The organism is Ensifer sp. KUDG1 (assembly GCF_050434285.1).
Taxonomy (GTDB): Bacteria; Pseudomonadota; Alphaproteobacteria; order Rhizobiales; family Rhizobiaceae; genus Ensifer.
Map to the genome: position 1 here is coordinate 409424 of NZ_JBNDIG010000001.1, position 23535 is coordinate 432958.

Annotated in this window: 22 protein-coding genes and 1 pseudogene; 10 read left to right on the forward strand and 13 right to left on the reverse strand. The window is 64.2% G+C overall.

Going from position 1 to position 23535, the window contains the following annotated elements; all coding sequences use genetic code 11:
- Positions 1-11: 11 nt before the first annotated feature.
- From putA to spdA, 3 genes are all read right to left on the reverse strand, one after another.
- The gene (gene putA, locus M2267_RS02110; RefSeq protein WP_429112191.1) at positions 12-3719 is read right to left on the reverse strand and encodes a trifunctional transcriptional regulator/proline dehydrogenase/L-glutamate gamma-semialdehyde dehydrogenase; all 3708 of its coding nucleotides are present in this window, start codon (positions 3717-3719) and stop codon (positions 12-14) included.
- A 186-nt stretch (positions 3720-3905) separates the two neighbouring features.
- On the reverse strand, positions 3906-4220 hold the full coding sequence (locus tag M2267_RS02115) for a YkgJ family cysteine cluster protein (protein WP_429112192.1): 315 nt from the start codon (positions 4218-4220) through the stop codon (positions 3906-3908).
- A gap of 41 nt (positions 4221-4261) precedes the next feature.
- A complete protein-coding gene (gene spdA / locus M2267_RS02120; protein ID WP_429112194.1) occupies positions 4262-5068 on the reverse strand; it encodes a 2', 3'cyclic nucleotide phosphodiesterase SpdA in 807 nt (268 codons plus the stop codon).
- Positions 5069-5268: 200 nt separating this feature from the next.
- On the opposite strand from spdA, the gene M2267_RS02125 reads away from it, so the two are divergent.
- Positions 5269-6303 (forward strand): proline racemase family protein, encoded by a 1035-nt coding sequence (locus M2267_RS02125; RefSeq protein ID WP_034797259.1) that lies wholly within the window; start codon positions 5269-5271, stop codon positions 6301-6303.
- Positions 6304-6390: 87 nt separating this feature from the next.
- Here M2267_RS02125 and M2267_RS02130 read toward each other — a convergent pair whose 3' ends face one another.
- On the reverse strand, positions 6391-6729 hold the full coding sequence (locus M2267_RS02130) for a tetratricopeptide repeat protein (RefSeq protein WP_429113025.1): 339 nt from the start codon (positions 6727-6729) through the stop codon (positions 6391-6393).
- Positions 6706-7251, reverse strand: a pseudogene (locus tag M2267_RS02135) (sel1 repeat family protein); the annotation flags it as partial. The pseudogene M2267_RS02135 and the gene M2267_RS02130, both read right to left, overlap by 24 nt.
- Positions 7252-7445: 194 nt before the next feature.
- Between M2267_RS02135 and M2267_RS02140 the strand changes: the two are divergent.
- Positions 7446-8090 (forward strand): FecR family protein, encoded by a 645-nt coding sequence (locus tag M2267_RS02140; RefSeq protein WP_429112196.1) that lies wholly within the window; start codon positions 7446-7448, stop codon positions 8088-8090.
- A gap of 48 nt (positions 8091-8138) precedes the next feature.
- On the opposite strand, the gene M2267_RS02145 is transcribed toward M2267_RS02140, so the two are convergent.
- Together M2267_RS02145 and M2267_RS02150 are read right to left on the reverse strand one after the other, a co-directional pair.
- Entirely contained in the window at positions 8139-10001 is a 1863-nt protein-coding gene (locus M2267_RS02145; RefSeq protein WP_429112197.1) for a CHASE2 domain-containing protein, read from the reverse strand.
- Between the two features lie 5 nt (positions 10002-10006).
- A complete protein-coding gene (locus M2267_RS02150) occupies positions 10007-10711 on the reverse strand; it encodes a Crp/Fnr family transcriptional regulator (protein ID WP_043618891.1) in 705 nt (234 codons plus the stop codon).
- Between the two features lie 263 nt (positions 10712-10974).
- On the opposite strand from M2267_RS02150, the gene M2267_RS02155 reads away from it, so the two are divergent.
- Entirely contained in the window at positions 10975-11397 is a 423-nt protein-coding gene (locus M2267_RS02155) for a DoxX family protein (protein WP_043618888.1), read from the forward strand.
- 189 nt (positions 11398-11586) lie between these two features.
- Here M2267_RS02155 and M2267_RS02160 read toward each other — a convergent pair whose 3' ends face one another.
- The gene (locus M2267_RS02160; RefSeq protein ID WP_429112199.1) at positions 11587-12015 is read right to left on the reverse strand and encodes an RbsD/FucU family protein; all 429 of its coding nucleotides are present in this window, start codon (positions 12013-12015) and stop codon (positions 11587-11589) included.
- Positions 12015-13247, reverse strand: a complete 1233-nt coding sequence (locus M2267_RS02165) for an ROK family transcriptional regulator (protein ID WP_429112201.1) — start codon at positions 13245-13247, stop codon at positions 12015-12017. Before M2267_RS02165 ends, M2267_RS02160 begins: the two co-directional genes overlap by 1 nt.
- Positions 13248-13588: 341 nt before the next feature.
- Between M2267_RS02165 and M2267_RS02170 the strand changes: the two genes are divergently transcribed.
- From M2267_RS02170 to M2267_RS02200, 7 genes are all read left to right on the forward strand, one after another.
- Complete coding sequence (locus M2267_RS02170; RefSeq protein WP_429112203.1) at positions 13589-14614, forward strand: sugar ABC transporter substrate-binding protein; 1026 nt, start codon at positions 13589-13591, stop codon at positions 14612-14614.
- Between the two features lie 201 nt (positions 14615-14815).
- Positions 14816-15901, forward strand: a complete 1086-nt coding sequence (locus M2267_RS02175) for an ABC transporter permease (RefSeq protein WP_429112204.1) — start codon at positions 14816-14818, stop codon at positions 15899-15901.
- Positions 15901-16683, forward strand: a complete 783-nt coding sequence (locus tag M2267_RS02180) for an ATP-binding cassette domain-containing protein (protein ID WP_043618874.1) — start codon at positions 15901-15903, stop codon at positions 16681-16683. The genes M2267_RS02175 and M2267_RS02180 overlap by 1 nt, the downstream gene beginning before the upstream one ends.
- Positions 16680-17300 (forward strand): nucleoside triphosphate hydrolase, encoded by a 621-nt coding sequence (locus tag M2267_RS02185; RefSeq protein WP_429112207.1) that lies wholly within the window; start codon positions 16680-16682, stop codon positions 17298-17300. Before M2267_RS02180 ends, M2267_RS02185 begins: the two co-directional genes overlap by 4 nt.
- 186 nt (positions 17301-17486) lie before the next feature.
- Positions 17487-18524, forward strand: coding sequence for a dihydroorotase (gene pyrC, locus M2267_RS02190; RefSeq protein ID WP_429112208.1), 1038 nt, complete (start codon positions 17487-17489; stop codon positions 18522-18524).
- Between the two features lie 128 nt (positions 18525-18652).
- Positions 18653-19345, forward strand: coding sequence for an orotate phosphoribosyltransferase (locus M2267_RS02195; protein ID WP_043618867.1), 693 nt, complete (start codon positions 18653-18655; stop codon positions 19343-19345).
- 92 nt (positions 19346-19437) lie between these two features.
- The gene (locus M2267_RS02200) at positions 19438-20364 is read left to right on the forward strand and encodes a carbohydrate kinase family protein (protein ID WP_429112210.1); all 927 of its coding nucleotides are present in this window, start codon (positions 19438-19440) and stop codon (positions 20362-20364) included.
- A gap of 3 nt (positions 20365-20367) precedes the next feature.
- Here M2267_RS02200 and M2267_RS02205 read toward each other — a convergent pair whose 3' ends face one another.
- From M2267_RS02205 to pgi, 4 genes are all read right to left on the reverse strand, one after another.
- A complete protein-coding gene (locus tag M2267_RS02205) occupies positions 20368-20580 on the reverse strand; it encodes a helix-turn-helix domain-containing protein (RefSeq protein WP_034797229.1) in 213 nt (70 codons plus the stop codon).
- Positions 20581-20583: 3 nt separating this feature from the next.
- Complete coding sequence (locus M2267_RS02210) at positions 20584-21138, reverse strand: DUF2975 domain-containing protein (protein ID WP_429112213.1); 555 nt, start codon at positions 21136-21138, stop codon at positions 20584-20586.
- A 135-nt stretch (positions 21139-21273) separates the two neighbouring features.
- Positions 21274-21747: a hypothetical protein gene (locus M2267_RS02215; RefSeq protein WP_429112215.1), complete on the reverse strand. Its 474-nt coding sequence runs from the start codon at positions 21745-21747 to the stop codon at positions 21274-21276.
- Between the two features lie 153 nt (positions 21748-21900).
- Complete coding sequence (gene pgi / locus M2267_RS02220; RefSeq protein WP_429112217.1) at positions 21901-23526, reverse strand: glucose-6-phosphate isomerase; 1626 nt, start codon at positions 23524-23526, stop codon at positions 21901-21903.
- Positions 23527-23535 lie beyond the last annotated feature (9 nt).

Below are 23535 nucleotides of genomic sequence, written 5' to 3' on the forward strand. Positions count from 1 at the left end.
GAGCTGTGGTTTTAGCCGATCGCCATCAGGCTGGCATTGCCGCCGGCAGCCGCCGTGTTGATCGAGGTCGAGACTTCCTCGAGCAGCCAATTCAGGCAATAGGCGTCGGGGTTCTTGCCGATCTCTTCGCTCGAGGCTGCCTGGACGAGAACGAGCGGGCCCGGCAGGCCGGCGATCGTCTTGCTGACCTCGCGCACCCGGGCACCGTCACCTTCGACAAGCGCGCCTGCGAACGGACCATCGGCTGCCCAGTCCTTCGACCAGGAAAGCCGTGCGGAGACGCTCGCCGGCAGGTCCTTCAGCGACGCCTGCAGGCCGGAGGCCGCGTCGACGACGACGGTGTTGCCGGTGGCAAGGGCGGCACCCAGCTGGTGGTAGAGACCGGTTTCCGTCGCCGGAACGAGCAGCACGCGGCCACGCGGATGCAGCGCATAGAGGTTGCGCTCGCCGACCGGGCCCGGAAGCTCGGAGGCAAGGCCGAGGGCCGAGTTGCTGCCGGCGGTGCGGGCGGCTTCGGCTTCCGCCTTGGCACCCTTGCCGTCGAGCCACTTGGCGAAGTCGAGCAGAACGGGATCGGTATGAACCGAGCTGTGCTGCGGCGGCACTGGGGCGGTGGCGACGAGGCGGCCGAGATAGAGCGGGCCCCCCGCCTTCGGGCCGGTGCCCGAGAGTCCGCGCCCGCCGAACGGCTGAACGCCGACGACGGCGCCGATGACGTTGCGGTTGACGTAGAGGTTGCCCGCCTTCACCCGCGAGGTGACGTGGGCAATCGTCTCGTCGAGACGCGTGTGCAGGCCGAAGGTCAGGCCGTAGCCGGTGGCGTTGATGTCGTCGATCAACCGATCGAGATCATCGCGGCGGTAGCGGATGACATGCAGCACCGGACCGAAGACTTCGCGCTTCAAGTCCGAGAGCTTGTCGAGCTCAATGATCGTCGGCGGCACGAAGGTGCCCTGTTCGGTGCCGGAGGCAGGGCCGATCTGCTCGACCTTGCGGCCGAGGCCGCGCATCGTCTCGATGTGCTTTTCGATGATGCCCTTGGCTTCCGCGGTGATGACGGGGCCGACGTCGACCGAGAGCCGGTCGGTGCGACCGATCTTCAGTTCGTGCAGCGCGCCATTCAGCATCGAAAGCGTGCGGTCGGCAACGTCTTCCTGAAGGCAAAGCACGCGCAGCGCCGAGCAGCGCTGGCCGGCGCTGTCGAAGGCCGAGGCGATGACGTCGCCGACGACCTGTTCGGCAAGCGCCGAGCTGTCGACGATCATGGCGTTCTGGCCGCCGGTCTCGGCAATCAGCGGGATCGGCCGGCCGGAAGGCGACAGCCGGTCGGCAAGCTGCGCCTGGATCAGGCGCGCGACCTCGGTCGAGCCGGTGAACATCACGCCGGCGATCTCGGGGGCGGCAACCAGGGCCGCGCCGATGCGGCCGTCACCGGGCAGCAGCTGCAGCGCGTCGGCGGGAATGCCGGCCTCGTGCAGGATGCGCACGCCCTCGGCGGCGATCAGCGGCGTTTCCTCGGCCGGCTTTGCCAGCACCGGGTTGCCGGCCACGAGTGCGGCGGCAATCTGGCCGGCGAAGATCGCCAGCGGGAAGTTCCACGGGCTGATGCAGACGATCGGACCAAGCGCCTTGTGGGCCGGCCCGAGCGTGCGGCGCGTCTGTTCGGCGTAATAGCGCAGGAAGTCGATCGCCTCGCGCACTTCGGCGATTGCGTTCGGCAGCGACTTGCCGGCTTCGCGCGAGATCAGGCCGAGCAGGGTCGGCATGCGCGCCTGCATCAGGTCGGCAGCGCGCATGAGGCAGGCGGCGCGCTCGGCCGGCGAGACGGCAGCCCAGCTTGCGGCGGCGTTGGCGGCAAGGGTTGCGGCCTGGCGGGCGTCGGCTTCTGAGGCTTCGGTGACCGATCCGACGACATCGCGGTGGTCGCCGGGGTTGACGACGGCACGGGTTTCGCCGGAGGCGGGGCCGGTTGCCAGCTGCGGAACGGCCTTCCAGTCGACGGTCGCACTCGCCTGGAGTGCCGCCGTCAGCGAGGTGAGGCCGGCTTCGTTGGAAAGGTCGAGACCGGCGGAGTTGCGGCGCGTGTCACCGAAGAGGTTGTCGGGCAGCGCGATCTGGTCGTGCGGCGCGCCGACGACGGGCATGGCGCGGACGATCTCGACCGGATCGGCGATCAGTTCGTCGACCGACACCTTCGGGTCGGCGATGCGGTTGACGAAGGAGGAGTTTGCACCGTTTTCGAGCAGGCGACGAACGAGATAGGCAAGCAGCGTCTCATGGGTGCCGACGGGGGCGTAGATGCGGCAGGGACGGTCGAGATTGCCCTTGCCGACGACTTCGTCATAGAGCGGCTCGCCCATGCCGTGCAGGCACTGGAACTCGTACTTGCCGACCTTGAAGTCCTTGCCGGCCATTTCGTAGATGGTCGCGAGCGACTGGGCGTTGTGGGTGGCAAACTGGGGGAAGATCACGTCGGTCGCGGCCAAGAGCTTCTTGGCGCAGGCGATGTAGGAAACGTCGGTGTAGATCTTGCGCGTGTAGACCGGGAAATCTTCCAGGCCGTCGAGTTGGGCGCGTTTGATCTCGGCATCCCAATAGGCGCCCTTGACGAGGCGGACCATGACGCGGCGTTCGGCGCGGCGGGCAAGGTCGATGATGAAGTCGAGCACGTAGGGGCAGCGCTTGCCGTAGGCCTGGACGACGAAGCCCATGCCGGCCCAGCCGGCGAGGTCCTTGTCGAGGCACAGCTCTTCGAGCAGGTCGAGCGAAAGTTCGAGACGGTCGGCTTCCTCCGCGTCGATGTTGAGGCCGATGTCATACTTCTTGGCGATGACGGCGAGCGCCTTCACCTTCGGCAGCAGCTCTTCCATGACGCGCGAGGCCTGCGAACGGGCATAGCGCGGATGAAGGGCCGAAAGCTTGATCGAGATGCCGGGGCCTTCATAGATGCCGCGGCCGGCCGATGCCTTGCCGATGGCGTGGATCGCCTGCTCGTAGTCGCGATAGTAGCGCTCTGCATCGGCAGCCGTGGTCGCCGCTTCGCCGAGCATGTCATAGGAGTAGCGGAAGCCCTTCTGTTCGAGCGCGCGCGAGCGGCGCAGCGCCTCGTCGATGGTCTCGCCGGTGACGAACTGCTCGCCCATCATGCGCATTGCCATGTCGACGCCGCGGCGGATGACCGGCTCGCCGCAACGGGCGATCAGGCGGGTCAGCGCTGCCGAAAGGCTGCGGTCGTTGACGGTGGAGGTCAGCTTGCCGGTGACGACGAGACCCCAGGTGGCGGCGTTGACGAACAGCGAGCGGCCGCCGCCGATATGCGACTTCCAGTCGCCGTCGGCGATCTTGTCGCGGATCAGCGCGTCACGGGTTGCCGTGTCCGGGATGCGTAGCAGCGCTTCGGCCAGGCACATCAGCGCCACGCCTTCCTGGCTCGACAGCGAATATTCCTGCACCAGGCCCTCGACACCGGAGCCCTTGTGCTTGGCGCGCAGCGCCTCGATCAGCTTGCGGGCGGTCTTGGCGGCGTCGGCACGGGTGGCCGCGTCGAGCGTTGCAGCTTCGACCAGTGCCGGCAGTGCTTCCGTTTCCGGCCGGCGGTAGGCGGCGGTGATTGCCTGGCGCAGCGTGCTCTGCGGTCGAACCGGCGGGGCGAATTCGGCAAAGGGAGCCTGAGGCGCGCCGGTCTCTGCAGTGGTCTTGTGAAGCGGTGTCTGGCTCATCGAGCGCTATCCTCCGGGAAGCGGTTTGAAGGGCGCAGCGCGCGCCCGATCGTGGCCGGAAAATACGCTTCCTTTCGCCGTACATCCATCCGGCAAATTTGATCTTTCGCGGAATGTTTCACCGTCCGGTGCGTGCGGAGCCGCAGAGGATGCGGAATGTTCGCAAAATCGCCGGATGATCCGGTGTTATGCGGCCTTGCCGAAGTGCTTCTCGCGGGCCATCAGGCACTCGTCGTCGCCGGGCATGCAGGTGCGACAGACGATCGGCCGGATCGCGTAGATCTTGCAGCCGACATGGTCGCCGAGCTTGCCGCTGAGCGCCAAGCAGCGATCGTCCTCGCAGCGCATGCCGCCGAGGTCGGCGGACACATATTCCGCCGGGATCAGGTCGAGCTCCTCGTCCGTCTCCAGCGAGAAACGCGGCCAGTCGGCCGAATAGGCGCAGCAAGCGCCGCAGCTCTGGCAATCGAAGTTTTCGTCGAGGGATACGGGTTCGGTCATAGCCTCAAACTAGCATGAAGGTCCGCGGTCTGAAATGGCCCTTACGCGATGGCGGCGTCCCGACGGGCGATCTCGTAGTCCTCCGTATGCACCAGCACGCCATCGTCGGTCACGACGGCGATGCCATAGGCGGCCGGCTCATCGACCGACAGCGAGGCGTCGGGTGCATCGAAGGGCATCGGCTGCTGGTGCACAGGGCTCTTGAAGACCGAAAACGGGATGCCCCGGCTGGAACCACTGATCGTCCGGTGCACATGGCCGGCGAAGATGTGCCGCACATTGCCGTGCCGTTTGACGAGGTCGTAGAACTCCGTCTCGTTGGCGAGCCGGATCATGTCCATGCCGCTAAAGCCCGTCCTGTGCGGCGGGTGGTGCATGAAGATGAGCACCGGCCGGTCGCCGGCATCGGCCAGTTGCCTGTCGAGCCAGGCGAGCCGCTTGGCGCAAAGCACACCCGCATGGCTGGTCGGATAATCATAGGGTGGGGCAAACAGCGTATCGAGCAGGAGGATACGGCAGTCGGCAAAATCGATTGCCTGCTGCACGAAGCCGTTCTCGTCGGTCGCCGCGTCGGCAAAGACCTCGCGGAACACCTCGCGCCGATCATGATTGCCGATGGTGATGGCGACCGGCGGCGTCAGCCGATCGATCAGCCGTTTCAGACGCTGGTAGGACGCATGGTCTGCGTGGTGGGTGAGATCGCCCATGAAGACCACCCGGTCCGCATCCGCATGGTAGCGGTTGACATGGGCAATGCCGTTGGCCAGCCGCTGATACGGATCGAGGCCGATGATCGTCGTGCCCTCGGGCACCATGTGCAGGTCGGTGAAGATGATCAGCTTTGTCATGGAGTTCCAGAGGGTTGCGTCCGATTGGCCCAAGCTGTCGTGCGGGCGGACTTGCGTCAAGCCGCATCTTTGGGCTCGACAGACGAACAGCGGCTCGCGGTTTTTCTTGCGGGCGCCCGCGGAAAGCGGTAATGCAGGCGCATCTGATATATCAGCCATGATCGCCGTTGAGGCGATGGCAAACGCGTTGGAGAAACGGCATGCGGTGGAAGCGCACGATCCAGTTGCTGGACGTTCATTGCGAGGGCGAAATCGGCAAGGTCGCGATCGGCGGCGTGCCGAAGATCCCGGGCAACTCGATCGCCGAGCAGCTCAACCACATCAACACGGTCGACGACAGCCTGCGCCGGTTCCTGTGCCTGGAGCCGCGCTCCGGCTCGATCGGCTCGGTCAACCTGCTGGTGCCGCCGAAGCGTCCGGAAGCCGACGCCGGCTTCATCATCCTGCAGGCCGACCAGGCGCACGCCATGTCGGGCTCGAACTCGATCTGCGTCACGACCGCGCTCTTGGAATCCGGCATCATCGAGATGAAGGAACCCGAGACCGTCGTCATGCTCGACACCGCCTCCGGCCTCGTCAAGGCAACCGCCACCTGCCGCGACGGCCGCTGCGAGAAGGTGAAGCTGACCATGGTGCCGTCCTTCGTGCATGAGCTCGACGTCGAGGTCGACACGCCGAAGTGGGGCAAGATCAAGCTCGACCTCTGCTATGGCGGCATCTTCTACGCCCTGGTCGATGTCGGCCAGATCGGCACGACGATCGACAAGGCAAACGCCCGCGAGATCGTCGAGGCCGGCATGATCCTCAAAGACATCGTCAACCGCACCATCCCGGTCGTCCATCCGGAAATCCCTGAGATCAAGGGCGTCGCCTATGTGATGTTCCGCGATGTCGAGGCCGATGGCACGATCCGCACATGCACCACCATGTGGCCGGGTCGCGTCGACCGCTCGCCCTGCGGTACGGGCAGTTCGGCCAATCTCGCGACGCTGCATGCGCGCGGCAAGGTCAAGGTCGGCGACGTCCTGAAATCGCGCTCGATCATCGGTTCGGAGTTCGAAGTCGGCCTCGAAGGTGTGACGACGGTTGCCGGCCGCGAGGCGATCATCCCGACGATCGCCGGCCGAGGCTGGACCTTCGGCCTGCACCAGGTGGCGCTCGATCCGTTCGATCCGCTGGCCGACGGCTTTGCGCTCACCGATACCTGGGGACCTCAGGCAGGCGAAATCCGCTAGTCGGCTCTTAGGGGCTGTTCCAAACGAAAACGCGGGCCGAAGATCATGGGATCTCCGACCCGCGTGGCCCTTGGGAGGCGTGTTCGATTACTTGACGCGGCTGGCCTTGGGCAGCATGGCTGTCTCAAATCCGTCGCTGACGCTGAGTTCGGCGAGCTTCTGGCCAGCAAACGCATCGCCTTCATTGGCCGCCTTGCGGAAGATTTCCCGTGCCGCGGGTATATCCTTGTTGATGCCTTCGCCGTTCTCGAGCATCAGGCCGAGATTGACCATGGCATCGACGTTGCCGCGGTCTGCGGCCAGCCGGTAGAACTTCGCGGCCTTGGCGTTGTCCTCGGCGACCAGCTTTCCTTCATCCAGGATGACCGCGAGATTGAAGGCGGCGACGTCGTCGCCGGCGAGCGATGCCCGTTCGAACCATGCGATCGCCAGTTCGCCGTTGACCGAGGTTCCCATGCCGTCGCGATAGGAGACGCCGAGATTGTAGGCGGCAAGAATGTTGCCGGCGGCGGCCGCCTTCTGGTTCAACGCGAATTCGGTTGCGATATCGCCACCTTCGCCGACCAGGACGGCATAGTTGGTCATGGCGAGCGCATGGCCATGCTCGGCGGCTTCGCCGAGGATGCGCTGCGACTGGATCTTCTGGCCGGCCTTGTCGAGAACGCGGGCCAGCTGAAACTCGGTGCGGGCGCCACTCTTCTGGTTATAGGCCTCGCGGCAGGCCGACAGTGCGACGCCGATCTTGATGTCCTCGGTGGCGACCGCCGGGAAGGCCATGTTGCGCTGCAGGTCGAAAATGCTGCCTGCCTCGCGGTCGCAGACATCGGCTGCGGAAAGCTCGGCGGCGCGGGCTGAAGGAAGTGCGATCGCAGCAACCGCCAGCAGGCTGACGACGGCCAGGAATACGGCGTTGATGATGCGGGTGCCGGATGCGCTGCGATTTTCCATGAAGCTCTCCCTTCTCTTGACCGTGAACTTATCGCTGTCCGTTGGAGACGGCTGTTCCGGCGGGAACAGCCCGGCAACGAAAGCTCTGGCGAAGTGACGAGGATTGCCGCAGGCCCGGCCTCGCGCCCGCTTGCATCCGGGAGCGCCGGGACTATCCTCGGATGGCGGCAGCGCGCAAAACGGGAGAGATGCAAATGGATGATCTGGCAGCGTCGAACCGCAAGTTGCTGGTGAGCCGGCGCGTCGTCGTCGGCGGCCTGTTGCTGACAGCCGTTAGCGGTGGTGCTGCGCCCGCCTGGGCAGGCTCAGCCCTTGGCGAGGCGACGGAGATCCGCGGCGATGTCCGGCTAAGGCAGGCGAAAAAGGACAAGCCGCTCGCCGTTGGCGGCCAGCTTTTCGAAAACGACCGCGTCCACACGAACGCCGAGAGTTTTGCAACCTTGAACCTCGGCACGGATACGCGCGTGCTTCTGGGCGCCGAAACCGAACTGCTCGTCGACAGTTTCATTGCCGGGCAGGGCGGCACGCTCGAGCTTGGAACGGGCCGCATGGTCTTTGACCGGCCCGAGGGACTGCCGAAGGTCGATGTCGCCGTGCGCACCGCCTTCGGCATGATCGGCGTGCGCGGCACCAAGTTCTTCTGTGGTCCGAGCCGGGCCGCCTTTGCGGTCTTCGTCGAACATGGAAGCGTTTCGGTCGCGCGCGGCGGCGTAACCAAGATTGTCGCTGCAGGGCAGGGGGTGGAGTTTCATCATCGCGGGGACGCCCCGAGCGAGCCCGCCAACTGGGGCGAGGCGCGCATCAAGGAGGCCTATGCCAGTGTCGGCCTGACGCGCTGAGCTGGCGCCGACTTTATCCGCAGCGGCGGGTGCAGACGGCGCGCCGCCTCAATCGGCGACCGTGAACAGTTCCATCGTCGAGAACCCGCGAATCTCGTGGCTGCCAAGCGGGCGAAGCGGCCGTTTGCTTTCCTGAGCGGCAGCGGGCCCGACACAGATCGCCGTACCGAGAAACTTGTTTGCCTCCTGAAGGCGTGCCGCCAGGTTGATCGCATCGCCGTGGGCCGTGTAGTCGAGCTTGCCGCCGGCGCCGACCTCGCCGACGACGGCCGGCCCGGTCTCGATGCCGATCCGCGTCCGGCCGAAACCGTTGGCGGCGAACTGCGGACGCCTGCGCATCTCTTCCGTCAGCGCGTGGATCGCCTTGGCGCAATCGATCGCCCTGTCGACATGATCGGCCAGGTCCTCCGGGGCGTTGAAGAACGCGTGCACCGCATCGCCCACCACCTTGTCAACCATGCCGCCATGGTCGGCCACAAGCGCGTTGACTTCGGCGAAGTAGATGTCGAGCAGGGCGATGAGCTCGCGCGGCTTCAGCCTTTGCGACAGGGTGGAAAAGCTCTCGATGTCGGTAAAGAGCGCGGTCACCTGACGCTCCTCGCCAGCCATGCGGGCAAGTCCGGGATTGTCGATGTAGCGGGCGACCACCGACTGCGGCAGATATTGCGAAAACTTCTGCCGGGCCGTCGCTTCCGCGCGCCGAACCTCGGCAAATTGCAGCACGCTGGTCACCGCAAGGACGGCAACAAGGGCGATCGAAATGCTGACGGCGTCGACGAGCCAGCCGCTGCCATCGTAGATGACGGCGGCGGCCGTGACGGCGGTGGCGACGGCGCCAAGGCCGAGCGCCGCCGATGTCAGCGGGCGCAGGCGGGTGGCGGCGAAGGCGACGCCGAGGCCGGCGACAAGTGCAGCCACGGCTTCGGCCAGCGGCAGTCGGCCGTCGCGCTGGGGCAGGAAGCCGGTCAGGATCGCGTTGGCGATGTCGGCGTGGATCTGCACCGAGGGTTCGAGCGGCATCGAAGCGCTCGGCCTCAGGCCTCCGAGGCTTGGCAGGCTGCTGCCGATCAGCACGAGCTTGCCGGCGAAGCGTTCCGCAGAAGCCTTGCCGGACAGGACGTCGGCCGCCGAAACCGTGCGTTCGCTCAGCCGCTCCTGCGGGGTTGCCACGAAACGCAGGCTTCCTGTGTCGTCGAGCAAGATCGTTTGCCCGTCGATGCGAACCCAAGCCGGCTGGCCGCCGAGGATGGGCGTGCCACCGCCCCGCATCTGCCGGGTCGCTTCGATCGCCAGCGTCGGATAGGCGTCGTTGCCGAGTATGGCATAGGCCTGAACCCGGCGTATGCGCGCATCCTCGTCGCCGACGAGAAACGAGGAGGCCGCCGCACTCGCTTGGTCCATGAAGGCCGGGCACGAGGCTTCGGCGCCGTCGAGAAACCACAGTTCGGGTGCGGTGAAGGGACGGCTGAGCGCCAGCGGCGGCACGGGACGCGGTCGCTCCTGGACAGTATCGGCAACGAGGAATCCAAGCACGACGGCGGTCTTCGAAAGCGCTGCGGCAAGCGCCGGGTTGCCGTCGGAGGTGGGGTTACAATCGGCGCTGAAGACGAAGTCGACCGCAATCACCTTGGCGCCGGCGGTCGCGAGCTGCGACAGAAGCTCGGCGGTCGCTGCCCGGTCCCACTCGCCCGAGGGGCGCGACTGGTGGGCCTGCCGGTCGATGTCGACGACGATGATATCAGGCGATTGGGGTGCCGGAACCCATTGCGTCAGACTGTCGAAGAACAGCTCGCGCTGGGTTTCGAACAGAGGTCCGGCGTAAAGATAGAGCGCTATGGCCGCAAGCAGGCTCGTGAGGCAACCGCCGGCAAGCGGCGTGAAACGCAAACGCCGGCGCCGCTCAGCGACCATACGGTCTAGTCCTCCTCGGGGTCAGCGATGCTCTGCAGGCGGCCGACCTTGCAGGCGATGATGCCTTCGTTGCGCTTGATCGCGCCGCTCTCCTCCAGCCATTGGATGGCGCGGTTAACCTTTGGCCGGCTGGCGCCGAGCACGCCGGCGATATCCGTCTGGCTCATGGTCAGCCTCAGATTGGCGCTTTCCGGCAATTCGTTGCCGTGGATCTGCCGGAGCGTCGCGAGGAAGAAGCGCGCTACCCGGGCGTTGAGGTCGTAAAGCGCGATGGTTTCCAGCCGCTCGGTCGTATCGCGAAGCTGGGCGCAGAGAAAGCGGATGACCGCTTCGGCCGCTTCCGGGCGATTGGTGACGATATCGAGAAAGGCCTTCTTGCCGATCACATAGCCTTCGGACGCGGTCATGGTCGTCGCATCGGCCGAACGGGTCTGGCCGTCGAGCACGGCCATCTCGCCGAAGATCGCGCCGGCTTCGTGCTGGCGCAGCATGAGCTCGCGCCCCTGCGGCGTGATCAGCGACAGCTTGATGCGCCCGGAGATGACGACAATCATGTAATTGCCCTCGTCGCCGCGCTGGAAGATCACGGTGCCGGCCGGCCACTTCCGGTAGGTTGCGATATCCGCAAGCTCGGCAATCGTGCTCTTGTCGAATTCTTCAAAAATCGGAAACGAGCGCCAGAATGTCGGGCTCCGGTTGATTTCGTTCATGTCATGCCCCCGCGCGGCGTTCCCCAGCCGCGCCGAAATTCTTTGCCCAGCCGCTGCGTCCTTGCAACAGAAAAGAACGGCGCGCCGTCGTTGTGGTTCCGCATTGCCTTGCAGTTCTGCGTCGAGAACCGGTCGGTAGAAGGTTGACGATGGGTCGTAGGCGTTTCATTTTTGTGAACGATCTGTCGCTTGCGGAGCGGCTAGATGATTTTGAGAATGCTGATACTTCTGTTGTCAACAACCGTTTCTCACAGGAGCCTTCCATGCCTCAGAATGTTGCCGTCCTCGTCGGACGCATCCTGCTTTCTATCATGTTCATCATGTCCGGTTTCAGCAAGCTGATGGATCCCTCGGGCACCGCCCAGATGATCACCGGCGCCGGCTGGCCGGCTCCGACCGTGCTTGCCTACCTCGCAGGTCTCTTCGAGCTTGTTGCCGGTCTCGCCGTCCTCGTCGGCTTCCAGACGAAGATTGCTGCCTATCTGCTCGCCGCCTTCAGCCTGGTCACCGCCTTTGCCTTCCACAGCGGCGCGATCAATGTTCCGAACTTCCCGCCGGAAGCCAATGGCCTGCTCACCGTCTTCAACGGCCTGATGATGATGAAGAACGTTGCGATCGCGGGCGGCTTCCTGGTGCTCGGCGCTTTCGGCCCCGGCGCGCTGTCGGTCGACAAGCGCGGCGCCTGAGGCTTGGTCTCACCGTGATAACAAAAGCCCGCCGTCGATCGGCGGGCTTTTTTGCGTTTGAACAGGGTCGGAGTGGGGTGCGTGCGGAAAACCGCGCACACGTTTCCTCATCGCGTTCTCGGCGCGTTCGGTCTTTGATTTTCGCGTGTCGTCATCGCAAAACCGCTGCGCGCTCTTGCGCGACATGCTCTAGGGATAGATCACGCCCTTGCGCAGGATGACGTTGCCGTAAAGTCGAGGCTCGCTGGTCTGCACGATCGTATGGGCGGCTCGAACGCGCGGATAGAAATCGGCGCCGAGCAGGGGAACGACGTGGCGGTTCGGCTCGTGCCTGCCGCAGCACGCGACGATCTCCTGGTGGACGGGGTCGAGCGCGTCCTTGTCCTGTTTGACCGTTGCCCGGAAGATCGCGTCGGCCACGAAGTCGTCGATCGGCAAGACGCTCAAGATGGCGTCGAGCACCGGGATCAGCCCATGCCCGTCGAGCCGCACGAGCCGGCGCGCATGTTCCTGGCCGGGATAGTTGCCATCCACCAGCGCGATCTCGTCGCCGTGGCCCATCGCCCGCAGCGTTGCGAGCAGTTCGGGACTGAGGATCGGGTTCAGGCCTTTCAGCATCAGCCGAGCTCCTTGAAGAGGACATTGGTGTCGAGCAGGTAGCGGGAAAAGAGCGGCAGGCTCGCGCCGCCGATGGCGCGCGCGTGGCTGCCGACCATGCCTTCCACCAGTTCGGGAATGGTCACGCCCTGAAGGTCGAGGTCGTAGAGTGCCTTGCGCGTGGCGGAAAGCAGCCGCGCCCGCACCCAGGGCGGAAAGCCGCCGTCGATGACGACGGCGGAGAAGTCGACGATCGAGACGGCGGAGACGACGGCCTGGGCAAGAGCTGCGCCGCAGTCGTCGATCCAGATGTCGAGCGGCTCGCCGAAATCGATCCAGTCGTCGGCCGAATACCAAAGCGGTCGCGGATCGATGCCGCGCTCGCGCAGGAGGTTCTCGAGCACGAAGACCGAGGCGATCTTGAGGAGCTGGATGGTCTTGCCGTCCTTGCCTGAGACCGGCAGCGGTCCGACGGCACCGGCCGTGCCGGTGCGTCCGGAAAAGAGCGCGGAGTTCAGCACGACGCCGCCGCCGATGAACGAGCCGATGTAGAAATAGACGAAATCCGGATAGCTGGCGCCGACGCCGAAGGCGAGTTCTGCGCCGCAGGCGCTGGTGCCGTCGTTCTGCAGGAAAACCGGATAGGTGGTGCGGGCCGCGACCGCCGCCTGCAGGTCGACGTCGCGCCACTTGTTCATCTCTTCGCGCGGCGCGCCCACTTCTTCCGCCCAGTTCCAGAGTTCGAAGGGCGTGGCGATGCCGATGCCGGCAATGCGCTTGCGCTGGTCGGGGTTCAACTGCTGCTCGAGCTTTGCCATGCCCGAAATGATGAAGTCGACGAGATCGCCGGGCAGCGGATAGGGGTGCACATGGTGCAGATGCAGACGGATGGTGCCGACGAAATCCATCAGCACCAGATCGGCGCTGCGTCGGCCGATCTTGACGCCGAAGGAATAGACCGCGTCCGGATTGAGCCGCATCGGCGTCGAGGGCTGCCCGACCTTGCCTCTGACGGGATCGCCCTTGACCAGAAGGCCGTCGCTTTCGAGCGCCCGCATGATCACCGAAACGGTCTGCGCCGAAAGCCCGGAGCGCCGGGCAATGTCGGCCTTGGAGAGGCCGCCGTGGCGCCGGACAAGCGACATGACCAGCCGCTCGTTATAGGCGCGCACACGCGTCTGGTTGGCGCCGCCACTCGGGTCTATGACTTCAGGTTGCGTCGGTCCCCTGTCGGGGCCGTCTGTCAGTGACATGCCACCGTCTCCTCCCGTTGGCATTGGATCATGTGCGCAGGATGCAGGCGGAAACCGCATGGGGCATTCCCATCCCGTTCTGCTGCCCGCTTGGCGCAGGTCTCTTGTTTCCACTTGTCGCGGCTGTGTCAATTTGATCGGCGCGCCAATCCTCCGGTGGTGCGCCTTGATCCCAAGAATGCCACATCGAAATAATAATTCAATTTGATTTATTTATTGACACCCCGGAATTTTAGTGTTTGTTTTTATCTCGGAAGCGCCAATTGCAGCGGAGGAGAATGCTGCGCTGGCGTGGCCTGGGCCGGTCCGCCGGCACGATTTTCAATCCTTGGGAGGATTTCATGAAGAAGACTGTTCTTTCCGCCGCCTTTGGCGCGCTGTCGCTTGGCGTCGTCTTCGCCGCACCGGCACACGCTGCCGATGTCAGCGCCTGCCTGATTACCAAGACCGACACCAACCCCTTCTTCGTCAAGATGAAGGAAGGCGCCACCGCCAAGGCCAAGGAACTCGGCGTGGAGCTGAAGGCCTATGCCGGCAAGATCGACGGCGACCATGACAGCCAGGTGGCCGCCATCGAATCCTGCATCGCCGATGGCGCAAAGGGCATCCTGATTGCCGCCTCCGATACCAAGGCGATCGTCGATCAGGTGAAGAAGGCGCAGGAGGCTGGCCTGCTCGTGATCGCGCTCGACACCCCGCTCGATCCGGCGACCGCAGCCGACGCGACATTTGCCACCGACAACCTGCTCGCCGGCAAGCTGATCGGCCAATGGGCTGCCGCCACCATGGGCGACGGCGCCAAGACCGCCAAGGTCGGCTTCCTCGACCTCACGCCGTCGCAGCCGACCGTCGACGTTCTGCGCGATCAGGGCTTCATGATGGGCTTCGGCATCGACCCGAAGGACCCGAACAAGATCGGCGACGAGGATGATCCGCGCATCGTCGGCCACGACGTCACCAACGGCAACGAGGAAGGCGGCCGCAAGGCGATGGAGAACCTTCTGCAGAAGGATCCCGATATCAACGTCATCCACACGATCAACGAACCGGCCGCCGTCGGCGCCTACCAGGCACTGAAGGCCGTGGGCAAGGAAAAGGACGTGCTGATCGTGTCGGTCGACGGTGGTTGCCCGGGCGTCAAGTCGGTCGCCGAAGGCGTCATCGGCGCGACCTCGCAGCAGTACCCGCTGATGATGGCGGCGCTGGGCATCGAGGCGATCAAGAAGTTCGCCGACACTGGCGAGAAGCCGAAGCCGACCGAAGGCAAGGACTTCTTCGACACCGGCGTTTCGCTGGTCACCGACAAGCCGGCAGCCGGCGTCGAATCGATCGACACCAAGGTCGGCACGGAGAAGTGCTGGGGCTGATCGCCACCTCGCTTCGAACGTATGAGCCAGTCACCGAAGGGCGGCCCCGGCCGCCCTTCGCGTAAGCGCCGATGTCTTTGACAAGGCGATGAAAACCGCGCAGCCTCTTGTAGGAGTGCTGATGCCCGCCCGAAGGCGGGCGGGCTGTGCACCAAGCAGCATCGCAACCCCTTGGGAGCGGGGTTCACGGGAGGAAGGTCCATGGGCGAGCCCAACACAGCCGCGCAGCCATCCCAGGAATTCGAAAAAGTCCTGGTCAACAGTTCGACGCAGGTCGCGTCGTTCGACACGCATGACAAGACAGCGGTCCAGAAGATCCAGCATTTCCTGCATTCGACGCCGGCCGCCGTGCCGTTCATCGTGCTGGTCGCGGCGATCCTGATTTTCGGCATCGCCATCGGGGGCAAGTTCTTCTCGTCCTACACCCTGACGCTCATCCTCCAGCAGATCGCCATCGTCGGTATCCTCGGCGCGGCGCAGACGCTGGTGATTCTGACCGCCGGCATCGACCTTTCGATCGGCGTGATCATGGTGCTTTCAGCCGTCATCATGGGCAATTGCGCCGTGACCTACGGGCTTCCCGCACCGATCGCTATCGCCATCGGATTTCTTGTCGGCGGCGCCTGCGGCTTCCTCAACGGTTTCCTCGTTTCCAGGGTAAAGCTGCCGCCGTTCATCGTGACGCTCGGCACCTGGTACGTGATCATGTCGACGAACTTCATCTATTCGGCGAACGAAACGATCCGCGAAGCCGATGTCACCGCCGTCACCCAGATGCTGCATGTCTTCGGCGTCAGCTTCAAGATCGGTTCGGCGGTGCTGACGCTCGGCGTCATCGTCATGGTCGCCCTCGTCTTCGGCCTCTGGTACGCGCTGAACCACACCGCCTGGGGCCGGCACCTCTATGCGGTCGGCGACGATCCGGAAGCGGCGAAGCTCTCGGGTATCCGCACCAGCCGCGTGCTTTTGAGCGCCTATACGCTGGCCGGCCTGATCGCGGCGCTTGCCGCCTGGGTCTCGATCGGCCGCAACGGCTCGATATCGCCGTCGGCTGCCGTCACCGACTATAACCTCCAGGCCATTACCGCAGCCGTGATTGGCGGCATCTCGCTCTTCGGCGGACGTGGGTCGATCCTCGGGACGCTGATTGGCGCGATGATCGTCGGTGTCGTCTCCATGGGCCTCAACATGCTGGGCGCCGATCCGCAATGGAAGGTCTTCCTCACCGGCGTGCTGATCATCACCGCCGTCGCAATCGACCAATGGATCAGAAAGGTAGCAGGCTGATGGCCCAGGAACCCATTCTCACCGCGCGCGGTCTGGTCAAGCGTTACGGCCGTGTCACCGCTCTCGACCAAGCCGATTTCGATCTCTATCCCGGCGAAATTCTCGCCGTGATAGGTGACAACGGCGCCGGAAAATCCTCGATGATCAAGGCGATTTCGGGTGCGATCCATCCTGACGAAGGGGAGATCAAGCTCGAGGGGCAGACGGTCAACTTCCGGTCGCCGATGGATGCGCGCGCCGCCGGCATCGAGACGGTCTACCAGAACCTGGCGCTGTCGCCGGCACTGTCGATCGCCGACAACATGTTCCTCGGTCGCGAGATCCGTAAACCCGGCATCATGGGCAAGCTCTTCCGCACGCTCGATCGCTCGGCGATGGAACAGAAAGCACGGGCAAAGCTCTCCGAGCTTGGACTGATGACCATCCAGAACATCAATCAGGCGGTGGAAACACTCTCGGGCGGCCAGCGTCAGGGCGTGGCCGTGGCCCGCGCCGCGGCCTTCGGCTCCAAGGTGGTGATCATGGACGAGCCGACCGCGGCACTGGGCGTCAAGGAGAGCCGGCGCGTGCTGGAACTGATCCTTGACGTGCGCGCCCGCGGCCTGCCGATCGTCTTGATCTCGCACAACATGCCGCATGTGTTCGAGGTGGCCGACCGCATCCACGTGCACCGTCTCGGCAAGCGTCTCTGCGTCATCAATCCGAAGGAGCACACGATGTCGGATGCGGTTGCCTTCATGACCGGGGCGAAGGAGCCGCCGCGCGAGGCGCTTGCGGCATGAACGTCGAGCCGATCGCCAACGAAATCCTGAAACGGGCGGCCGGTGCCGCCCGCTTCGTCGTCGCCATCGCCGGGCCGCCCGGTGCCGGCAAGTCGACGCTGGCCGAGGCGCTGGCCGAAACCCTGGTTGCCGGCGGCGAAAAGGCGGCGGTGCTGCCGATGGACGGTTTCCACATGGACAATGCCGTTCTCGAGGAAAAAGGTCTGCTCCCTCGCAAGGGATCGCCGGAGACCTTCGACGTCAGGGCTTTTCTTTCGACAGTCGCAGCCGTCCGCGCCAATGACGGCGAGGTGTTGGTTCCGGTCTTCGACCGCTCGCGCGAGATCGCGATCGCCTCGGCCCGGATCGTTGCGCCCGAAACCCGCATCATCCTGGTGGAGGGCAATTACCTGCTGCTCGACGAGGCGCCTTGGACGGGGCTCGAAGGCGCCTTCGATTTCTCGATCTTCATCAACCCCGGCGTCGAGGAACTGGAGCGGCGGCTTCTAAAACGCTGGTACGATCACGGCTATGACGAGGAGGCGGCAAAGCGCAAAGCCCTTGGCAACGATATCCCGAACGCGCATCGGGTGGTGGAGCGTCAGCGGGCTGCCGATCTGGTGCTTGCGGATTTCTGAGCGATGGCCGGATTGCGGATTGTGTTTGCGGGCGCATTGGTGATATCGAGACGCGGTTCCACCACATGAGAAACCGCCCGTCACCCGCGCACCCGCCGGCTCGCAAAGCCGCGCGCGCGGATCGGGCGCGAGCCCGGGGCTGCGGTTTTCCGTCTGCGCCTGCTCTGACCTAGGAGAACGCTGACCATGCAAGACCTCGTTATCCGCCGCCCGGATGATTGGCACCTTCACCTGCGCGACGGCGACATGCTGAAGGGCGTCATTGCCGATACCAGCCGCCATTTCGCCCGCGCGATCATCATGCCCAACCTGGTGCCGCCGGTCGTCACCACCGCAGACGCCTCCGCCTATCGCGAACGCATCGTCTCGGCGATCCCGGCCGGGGACCGGTTCGAGCCGCTGATGACGCTCTACCTGACCGCAGGCACCAATCCCGACGACGTCGAGGCCGGCCACAACAGCGGCCTCGTCAAGGCGGTCAAGCTATACCCGGCAGGTGCGACGACGAACTCGCATAGCGGCGTGCGTAACATCGATGAGGCGATGCCGGTCTTGGAGCGCATGGCAAAGATCGGCCTGCCGCTCTGCGTGCACGGCGAAGTCACGAGCGCGGATGTCGATATCTTCGACCGCGAAGCCGTATTCATCGAGACCGTTCTCGACCCCTTGCGCCAGCGCCTGCCGGAACTGAAGGTGACGATGGAGCATGTCACCACCAAGGACGGCATCGACTACATCAAGGCGTCGAAAGCGAACCTTGCAGGTTCGATCACCACCCATCACCTGATCATCAACCGCAACGCCATTCTCGTTGGCGGGATCAAGCCGCATTACTACTGCCTGCCTGTCGCCAAGCGCGAGAACCACCGCCTCGCACTGCGCGCGGCTGCGGTCTCCGGCGACAAGCGCTTCTTCCTCGGCACGGACTCCGCACCGCACGTCGATCCCTTGAAGGAATGCGCCTGCGGCTGCGCCGGCATCTACACCTCGATCAACACCATGAGCTGCCTGGCGCATGTGTTCGAAGAGGAAAGTGCGCTCGACAAGCTCGAAGCCTTTGCCTCGCTGAACGGCCCCGCCTGGTACGGCCTGCCGGTGAACGAGGAAACGATCACGCTGCGCAAGCAGGCCGAGGCCGTGACCTATCCGAAGAAGATCGAGACCGGCGCCGGTACGGTCACCGTTTTCGATCCGATGTTCCCGCTGCACTGGGCCGTCGCTTGATCGCAACTGCATAATTCCTTGGGTCAGATGAATCCAAAGGCAAAATTATGCAGCAGTTGAAGATGTTACAGCGACCTTTGCGCGGCTGAACAGACGCGCGGCGCTGCAGAGAATTGAAGGAGAGTTTGATGTTTTCCAACGCGTTCACCGACAAGGCCGTCATGGCCGAGCTGGTCGCCAAGATGCTCTGGGAGATCAAGGCGGTGCATTTCAGCGCCGACAAGCCCTACAAGCTGTCGTCCGGCATGGCGAGCCCTGTCTATATCGACTGCCGCAAGCTGATTTCCTATCCGCGCATCCGCTCGGCGGTGATGGATTTTGCCGCCGCATCGATCCTGCGCGAAGCCGGTTTTGAGAAGTTCGACGTGGTTGCAGGCGGCGAAACCGCCGGCATTCCCTTCGCCGCGATGCTTGCCGAACGTCTTGGCCTGCCGATGATCTATGTGCGCAAGGCGCCCAAGGGCCACGGCCGCAACGCCCAGATCGAGGGCCATATGCCGGAAGGCGCCCGCGTCCTCGTCATCGAGGACCTGACGACCGCTGGCGGCTCGATGTTCAAGTTCATCGACGCCATTCGTGCGGCCGGCGGCATCGTCGACCATGGCATCGCACTCTTCTACTACGACATCTTCCCGGAAGCGGTCGGCGAGATGAAGGGCAAGGGCGTCGACCTGCACTGGATCGCCACCTGGCGCAACGTGCTTGCGGTCGCCCGCGAGCAGAAGCTGTTCGACGAAAAAACGCTCGGTGAGGTCGAGGCCTTCCTCAATGCGCCGCTCGCCTGGTCGGGCCGCAACGGCGGCGTCAGCGCCCTGGCGTAATCTTTGGCGCGGCCCCGGTTCTACCGGGGCCGCGCAGCGTCTTGAGCTACACTTTTTAAATCGATTGAAAATCTGTCGAGGAGGATAAGCCGATGATCGTATGCTGCGGAGAAGCGCTGATCGACATGCTGCCGCGGAACACGACCGCGGGCGAGAGCGCCTTTGCGCCCTATGCCGGCGGCGCAATCTTCAACACGGCGATCGCCCTTGGCCGTCTCGGCATCCAGACCGGCTTCTTTACCGGCCTCTCCGACGACATGTTCGGCGATATCCTGCGCGAAACGCTGAAGGCGGCCAATGTCGATTTCGGTCCCTGCGCGACGCTGCCGCTGCACACGACGCTCGCCTTCGTCAAGCTGGTCAACGGCCACGCAAGCTACGCCTTCTTCGACGAAAACACTGCCGGGCGCATGATCACGTCAGAGCACCTGCCGGCGCTTGGCGACTTCTGCGAGGCGCTGCACTTCGGCGCGATCAGCCTGATCCCTGAGCCCTGCGGCTCGACCTATGAAGCGCTGATGACGCGCGAGCATGAGAAGCGGGTGATTTCCTTCGATCCGAACATCCGGCCCGGCTTCATCAAGGACAGGGAAGCGCACCTCGCCCGCATGAACCGCATGGCGGCGATGTCGGATATCATCAAGTTCTCCGACGAGGATCTTGCCTGGTTCGGCATGGAGGGAAGCCACGACGATCTAGCCGCCGAATGGCTGAGACGCGGCCCGAAGCTGGTGCTGATCACCAAGGGCGCCGATGGTGCCGTCGGCTACACCGCCCGCCACAAGGTCGAAGTTGCCGGTGAGCGGGTGACCGTGGTCGATACCGTTGGCGCCGGCGACACGTTCGATGCCGGCGTGCTGGCATCGCTGAAGCTGGCCGACCTCCTGAGCAAGGCGGATGTTGCAGATCTCACTGAGACCGCCGTCCGCAATGCGCTGGCGCTCGGCGCCAAGGCGGCAGCCGTCACCGTCTCGCGCGCCGGCGCCAACCCGCCGTGGAGGCACGAGATCGGCCTTTGATCGTCAGTCCGGGTCCGGGCGGTACTCCAGGATATCGCCCGGCTGGCAGTCGAGGGCTGCGCAGATCTTTTCCAGCGTGTCGAAGCGCACGCCCTTCACTTTTCCGGATTTCAGCAGCGAGATGTTCTGCTCGGTGATCCCCACCTGCTCGGCAAGGTCGCGTGAGCGAACCTTGCGTTTCGCCAGCATCACATCGAGATTGACGACGATCGGCATGCTTTAGACGAAGCTCCTGTTCTCCGCTTCGATCCCCGACGCGATGACCATGACGTGGCCCAGTCCGACCACCAGGCCCGCCATCAATAGCACGATCATCGTGCCGCCATTGATGTCGAACATCACCGCATGCCCCGTGGTACCCGGGTTGTCGTAGGTGACGGCCAATATGCCGATCCCATTGCTGACGGTCATGCACAGCGAACCGAAAAGGGCGGTGAGGCCCACCCGCCGCAACAGCACGCCATTGCGGCCGGACAGGATCTCGCCGCGCTGGAAGCTGTCGAAAAGCTGCCAGGCGAATGCCAGGCCGGCAATGACGAGCGCGTTGTTGAGCGCGGCCAGTAAGACGACGGTCCCGATGGCGCGATAGGACAGCGTGATCACCTCGACACGGGGGAAGACGATGTCGCGAACGCCCTGTTCGAAGCCTTGCCGGTCGAAGAAGATCTGCCAATGGGTGTAGACGACCGCCGAACAGAACAACGCTCCGCACAAAATGATCATGAGTTTCATCAAGCGGCTGAGCTTGCGCAGCCTCTCGGCGGAGTTCGTCATAAAAAATCCTTTATCGTTTTGCTTGTATTTTTATCGTAAAACAATAAATAATTGCCGTCAATTGTGATCTTGGTTTGTGACGAGGCTGAACGAGCACGGGCGGCCTCGCCCTCTCAGGCGCAAGGGAGGCACGCCCTAGGAGCGGATTGCCCAGGCCGCTGCAGCGGCATCGAACCTGAATTTTGCAGAGTCCTGGATCGAAGACATGATGCGGAGCATAGAGTCGATCTTGTTCATCTGACGGATGAGTTCGAGATATCTCGCTTGCTCATCCGAATTGAGCTGCTCCGCGTTCGCCATGATCCAAGGGATCATTTCGCGAGAGGCCTCTTCCGGTGGCGTGTCCTTTGCCGTCAGCAGCATTGACCGCGTGAATGTCCGCGCCGCCAGTGTTTTGACCGGTTGCGTACTGTGGCGGAACTGCATGCTCGTCAGTGGGCATTCCTCCATCGCCCGTTCGACGTGGGACTGAACGAGATCGGGGCTCTCTTCGAAGAGGGAAACATAGGTCGCGGCAAAAGGCGTCTTTTCATCATTCGAGATGACATAGGCGCCTGAAGCGCCTGTCGCCAAAAGTGCGGCCGCAAGGATAGCTATACGCATCAACACTCTCCGTTGCGCGTACAACTACAGGTAAATGCGATAAGAATCGGCTAAGAAATACTGCTGCCTTTGATTGTGCGTCTGCCAGGGCCCATGGCCCCGTGCGCCGAAAGGCTGCGCGGAAGGCGCGATCTGCACCCTCCGCGCTCAGCGTTTGGTTTAACGGGCCGCCTTCAGCAGTGCTGCCACCAACCCTGCCGTGGACGAGTCGTGACCTTCGGCACTTTCCTTGCCTTCGACGACCGGAAGCAGGCCGGTTGCCAGTTCCTTGCCGAGTTCGACGCCCCACTGGTCGAAGGAGTTGATGTTGAAGAGCGCGCCCTCGACGAAGACGCGGTGCTCGTAAAGCGCGATCAGGCGACCGAGCGCGAAGGGGTCGAGCTGGTCGTAAACGATCGTCAGCGACGGACGGTTGCCGGTGAAGACGCGGTGCGGGGCAATCTTGTCGGCCTTGGCGTCTGCCATACCCTTGGCGGTCAACTGTGCCTTGGCTTCCGCGAGCGTGCGGCCCTTCATCAGCGCTTCCGACTGGGCCAGGCAATTGGCGATCAAAAGCTCGTGCTGGTGGCGCAGGTTCTTCTCGTGGCCGTTGGCGGCGATCATGAACTCGGCCGGAATGACGTCCGTTCCCTGGTGGATCAGCTGGTAGAAGGCGTGCTGGCCGTTGGTGCCGGGTTCGCCCCAGACGACGGGACCGGTGGAGTACTCAACCGGTGTGCTCTCAAGCGTCACGGCCTTGCCGTTCGATTCCATGTCGAGCTGCTGCAGATAGGCGGGGAAGCGCGACAGGCGCTGATCGTAGGGCAGGATCGCGCGCGACGGGTAGCCGAGCACGTTGCGATGGTAGAAGCCGAGGAGCCCGAGCAGAACCGGTATGTTCTGACGGATCGGGGCTGTGCGGAAATGCTCGTCGATGGCATGGCCGCCATCGAGGAAGCGGCCGAAATTCTCCTTGCCGACCGCGATCATCAGCGGCAGGCCGATCGCCGACCAGATCGAGTAGCGCCCGCCGACCCAATCCCAGAAGCCGAAGACGCGGGCCTGGTCGATGCCGAAGGCGGCGACCTTGTCGAGCGCGGTCGAAACGGCAGCGAAGTGATGGCCGACGGCAGCCTCGCCGAGCTTGCCGGCGATGAAGGCGCGGGCGGTCGCCGCGTTGGTCATCGTCTCGATGGTGGTGAAGGTCTTCGAGGCGATGATGAAGAGCGAGGTTTCCGGATCGACCAGCTTCAGCGTATCGGCGATATGGGCGCCATCGATGTTGGAAACGAAGTGCAGGCGCGGGCCGTCGTGGAAGGGCGCAAGCGCCAACGTCGCCATGACAGGGCCGAGATCCGAGCCGCCGATGCCGATGTTGACGACGTCGGTGATCTTCTTGCCGGTCGCACCTTTCAGCGCGCCCGAGCGGATGCCGTCGGCAAAGGCGCCCATGGCGGCAAGCACGCCGTTGACATCGGGCATCACGTCCTTGCCGTCGACGAGGATCGGGCGGTTGCCGCGGTTGCGTAGCGCCGTGTGCAGGACGGCGCGCTCCTCGGTGATGTTGATGATATCGCCGCGGAACATGGCGTCCCGCTTCTCCTCGACCTTGGCGGCCTTGGCGAGCGCCTCGAGGCCATCCAGCACCTTGTCGTTGACGGCGCATTTCGAATAGTCGAGCAGCAGGTCGCCGAGCGTGGTGCTGAAGCGCGCAAAACGTTCTGCGTCGGCGGCAAACGCCGCGCGGATATCGGTTGCTTTGGTTTCAGCGGCGGTTGCTTTGAGTTGGTCGACAAGCGCTTTCATCGCGGGGCT